Source organism: Plesiomonas sp. (assembly GCF_051650925.1).
Taxonomy (GTDB): Bacteria; Pseudomonadota; Gammaproteobacteria; order Enterobacterales; family CAMTGL01; genus Plesiomonas.
Genome location: NZ_JBOFRH010000507.1, coordinates 1 through 3,953, shown reverse-complemented (window position 1 = coordinate 3,953; position 3,953 = coordinate 1). Strand labels below are relative to the sequence as shown.

The 3,953-nt window shown below is 51.6% G+C and carries 4 protein-coding genes; all 4 read left to right on the top strand.

Annotation, left to right across the window (positions count from 1 at the left end; genetic code table 11):
* On the top strand, positions 1-656 hold a 656-nt coding region (gene trpD, locus ACRC27_RS12200; protein WP_438639991.1), incomplete at its 5' end, for an anthranilate phosphoribosyltransferase.
* A gap of 3 nt (positions 657-659) precedes the next feature.
* Entirely contained in the window at positions 660-2,084 is a 1,425-nt protein-coding gene (gene trpCF / locus ACRC27_RS12195) for a bifunctional indole-3-glycerol-phosphate synthase TrpC/phosphoribosylanthranilate isomerase TrpF (RefSeq protein ID WP_438623427.1), read from the top strand.
* Positions 2,081-3,271 carry a tryptophan synthase subunit beta gene (gene trpB, locus ACRC27_RS12190; protein WP_438623428.1) on the top strand — a complete coding sequence of 397 codons (1,191 nt, stop codon included), beginning with the start codon at positions 2,081-2,083 and terminating at the stop codon, positions 3,269-3,271. Before trpCF ends, trpB begins: the two co-directional genes overlap by 4 nt.
* A partial coding sequence (gene trpA, locus ACRC27_RS12185) for a tryptophan synthase subunit alpha (protein ID WP_438639990.1) occupies positions 3,271-3,953 on the top strand: 683 nt, incomplete at its 3' end. The genes trpB and trpA, both read left to right, overlap by 1 nt.

Sequence of the window (3,953 nt, the reverse complement as noted above, 5' to 3'; positions counted from 1 at the left end):
GCTTAACCGGATCATCTGATTTACTTGCGGCTCTCAATATCAATATCAACATGTCAGCACAAGATTCACGCGCTGCACTTGATGAGCTTGGGGTCTGCTTCCTATTTGCTCCGCAATACCACAGCGGTGTTCGTCATGCCATGCCCGTTCGCCAGCAACTCAAAACCCGCACCCTTTTTAATGTGCTCGGCCCGCTTATAAACCCCGCCCGTCCTGCCGTACAGCTGATGGGAGTTTACTCCCCAACCCTGTTACTGCCGATTGCCCACACGTTGCAAGAGCTTGGTTTTCAGCGCGCAGCAGTGGTGTATGGCGCAGGGTTGGATGAGGTGGCTCTGCACGGTGAAACTCAGGTTGCCGAGCTGCGTGATGGCGAAATTATTCAGTACAGCCTGACACCGGCAGATTTTGGTTTAAAAGCCGCCAGTCTTGATGCGCTGCGCGGAGGCGATGCACAGGAAAATGCGCAGATCATCACACATTTATTGCAGGGACAAGGAACAACGGCACACAAACATGCCGTCGCCGCTAACGTTGCGTTACTGTTACGCCTGTTCGGACACGAAAATCTACAGCACAATGCTGAACAGGCATTGTCAGTGCTCAACAGTGATCAGGCATACCAAAAAGTTCAACTTCTTGCAGCTCGAGGTTAAAGGATGAAAGAGACAGTACTCACGCGTATTGTGGCAGATAAGCACCTGTGGATTGCCGAGCAAAAAGCAGCGCGCCCGCTAGAGGATTTTGTTCTTGATGTGATCCCAAGTGATCGTGATTTTTATGCTGCGCTGCATAAATCTGAACCCGTATTTATTCTCGAATGTAAAAAGGCATCACCGTCAAAAGGGTTGATCCGCGCTGATTTTGACCCAGTAGCAATTGCCCGCACTTATGCACCTTATGCCTCGGTGATTTCGGTACTGACTGATGAAAAATATTTTCAGGGCAGCTTCTCATTCCTGCCGCAAGTGCGTGCCCAAGTGACCCAACCGGTACTGTGCAAAGATTTTATTGTTGACCCGTATCAGATTTATCTTGCCCGCCTGCATCAAGCTGATGCTGTGCTGTTAATGCTCTCAGTGCTCAGTGATGAGCAGTATTTGGCGCTCCATGCCATAGCAGAGACTCTGAGTATGGGTGTACTGACTGAAGTCAGTAATTCCGAAGAGGCAAAGCGTGCGGTAGCCTTAAAAGCGCGTGTTGTTGGCATTAACAACCGTAACTTGCGTGATCTTTCGATTGATTTAGGGCGAACCGCTGAACTTGCCGCACTTCTTTCCCCTGAGACTATTATTATCAGTGAGTCAGGCATACACCAGCACCAACAGGTGGTTGAACTCAGCCGCACCGCACAGGGCTTCCTGATTGGCAGTGCTCTGATGGCCGAAAATGACCTGAACAGCGCTATCCGCCGGCTAATATACGGTGAAAATAAAGTTTGTGGTCTTACCCGCCCCGATGATGCGCTGGCTGCGTATCAGGCGGGGGCTTATTATGGTGGGCTGATTTTTGTTGGAAAATCACCGCGCTATGTTGATATTGCCACCGCCAAAGCGGTGCAGGCCGCCGCGCCGCTGCACTATGTGGGTGTCTTTCGCAATGCAAAAATAGAAACTATCTGCTTAACCGTTGAGCGTTTACACCTTGCTGCCGTGCAACTGCATGGCGATGAGAGTGCCGACTACATTACCCGACTGCGCGCACAATTACCTACACAGTGCCAGATCTGGAAAGCCATCGCCGTTAATCCACAACTCGACCATTTGCCGGTGGTTGCCCTGCCACACATTGATCGCTATTTGCTTGATACCCAGCTTAATGGGCAAAGCGGTGGCACAGGCCAACCGTTTAACTGGCAACTGCTCAATAACTTACCCCAAATGGCATCGGAGTCAGCACCTATCGGGTTGAATAACACGCTGCTGGCCGGAGGCCTTTCACCCGATAACGCCGTTGCTGCGCAACGATTTGCCACTGCAGGGCTTGATTTCAACTCTGGGCTAGAGAGTGCGCCGGGGATAAAAAGTAAAGAAAAAATGGACATCACATTCTTACGTTTACGTCAGCAGGGAGTTTCAGCATGACACTACTCAACCCCTATTTTGGTGAGTTTGGCGGTATGTTTGTACCGCAAATACTTATGCCCGCACTGCGCCAACTCGAGGCTGCATTTGTCGACGCGCAGCAAGACCCACAATTCCAGCAAGAGTTTACCGATCTACTGGTCAACTATGCAGGCAGGCCAACGGCACTCACCTTATGCCGGAATCTGACCGCTGGCACAAAAACCCGTTTATACCTCAAACGAGAGGATTTACTGCACGGTGGTGCGCACAAAACCAATCAGGTATTAGGGCAAGCACTGCTGGCCAAACGCATGGGGAAAAAAGAGATCATTGCCGAAACCGGAGCTGGGCAACATGGTGTAGCCACCGCGCTGGCCTGCGCTCTGCTCGGGTTAAAATGTCGGGTTTATATGGGTGCAAAAGATGTGGAAAGGCAATCACCCAACGTCTTTCGCATGCGCCTGATGGGAGCAGAAGTGATCCCTGTCACCTCAGGGTCATCAACACTCAAAGATGCCTGTAATGAAGCGCTGCGTGATTGGTCCGGCAGCTACGAAACCGCACATTACATGCTAGGCACTGCCGCAGGGCCGCACCCGTTCCCGACCATTGTGCGTGAATTCCAGCGCATGATTGGTGAAGAGACCAAACGCCAAATCCTAGACGCTGAAGGCCGCTTGCCTGATGCTGTTATCGCCTGTGTTGGTGGGGGTTCAAACGCCATTGGTATGTTTGCCGATTTTATCGAAGAGCCGTCAGTCAACTTAATTGGCGTTGAACCGGGTGGTTTAGGCATAGAAAGTGGCCAGCACGGTGCGCCATTAAAACATGGCAAAGTCGGTATTTTCTTTGGTATGAAAAGCCCGATTATGCAGGATAAAGAGGGGCAGATTGAGGAGTCATACTCGGTCTCTGCCGGGCTTGATTTCCCATCCGTCGGCCCACAGCATGCTTACTTAAACAGCACTGGCCGTGCAGATTATGTCTCCGTCACCGATGCTGAAGCCTTAGATGCCTTTCAGGAAATTGCCCGCAGTGAAGGCATTATTGCTGCGCTCGAATCTTCACATGCACTGGCCCATGCACTAAAAATGGCGCGCAGTGAACCGGAAAAATCGCAGTTACTGGTGGTCAACTTATCAGGCCGTGGGGATAAAGATATCTTCACTGTACATAAAATTTTGCAAGACAGCGGGGTGATGTAATGCATACCAGCCACACACAACCAACTCAGGCCAGCAGTGGCCGCTATGCCGCCCTGTTTTCTCGTTTACATGCGCAACAAGAGGCCGCCTTTGTTCCTTTTGTGACGCTCGGTGATCCGCACCGTGCTCAATCATTGGCAATTATTGATACCCTGATTGAAGCCGGTGCCGATGCCCTTGAGTTGGGCATCCCCTTTTCTGACCCATCAGCCGATGGCCCCACCATTCAGGCTGCCACTTTGCGTGCTCTGCATGCCGGAGTAACCCCTTCGGTCTGCTTTGAGATGCTCGCTGAAATTCGCCAAAAGCATCCGGCCATTCCGATAGGCCTGCTGATGTACGCAAATCTGGTGTACGCCAACGGGATTGCACATTTTTATGCTCAATGTGCGCAGGCAGGTGTCGATTCAGTGCTGATTGCTGATGTTCCGGTTGAAGAGTCTGGCGAGTTTCGAGCTGTTGCCGAGCAATACGGTATCGAAACTATCTTTATCTGCCCGCCCAATGCCGACGAGCAAACTCTACGCGCAGTTTCGCAACACAGTAAAGGGTACACCTACCTGCTCTCGCGGGCAGGCGTGACTGGAACCGAAAGTCGAGCACAAATGCCGTTAGATCATCTGGTGCGCCAATTGCGTGAGTACAATGCGCCACCGGCACTGCTGGGATTTGGGATCGCAGA

Bases quoted from the DNA above. Each gene is read 5' to 3' on its own strand.
- trpCF (WP_438623427.1), top strand. From the start codon at position 660: ATGAAAGAGACAGTACTCACGCGTATTGTGGCAGATAAGCACCTGTGG.
- trpB (WP_438623428.1), top strand. From the start codon at position 2,081: ATGACACTACTCAACCCCTATTTTGGTGAGTTTGGCGGTATGTTTGTA.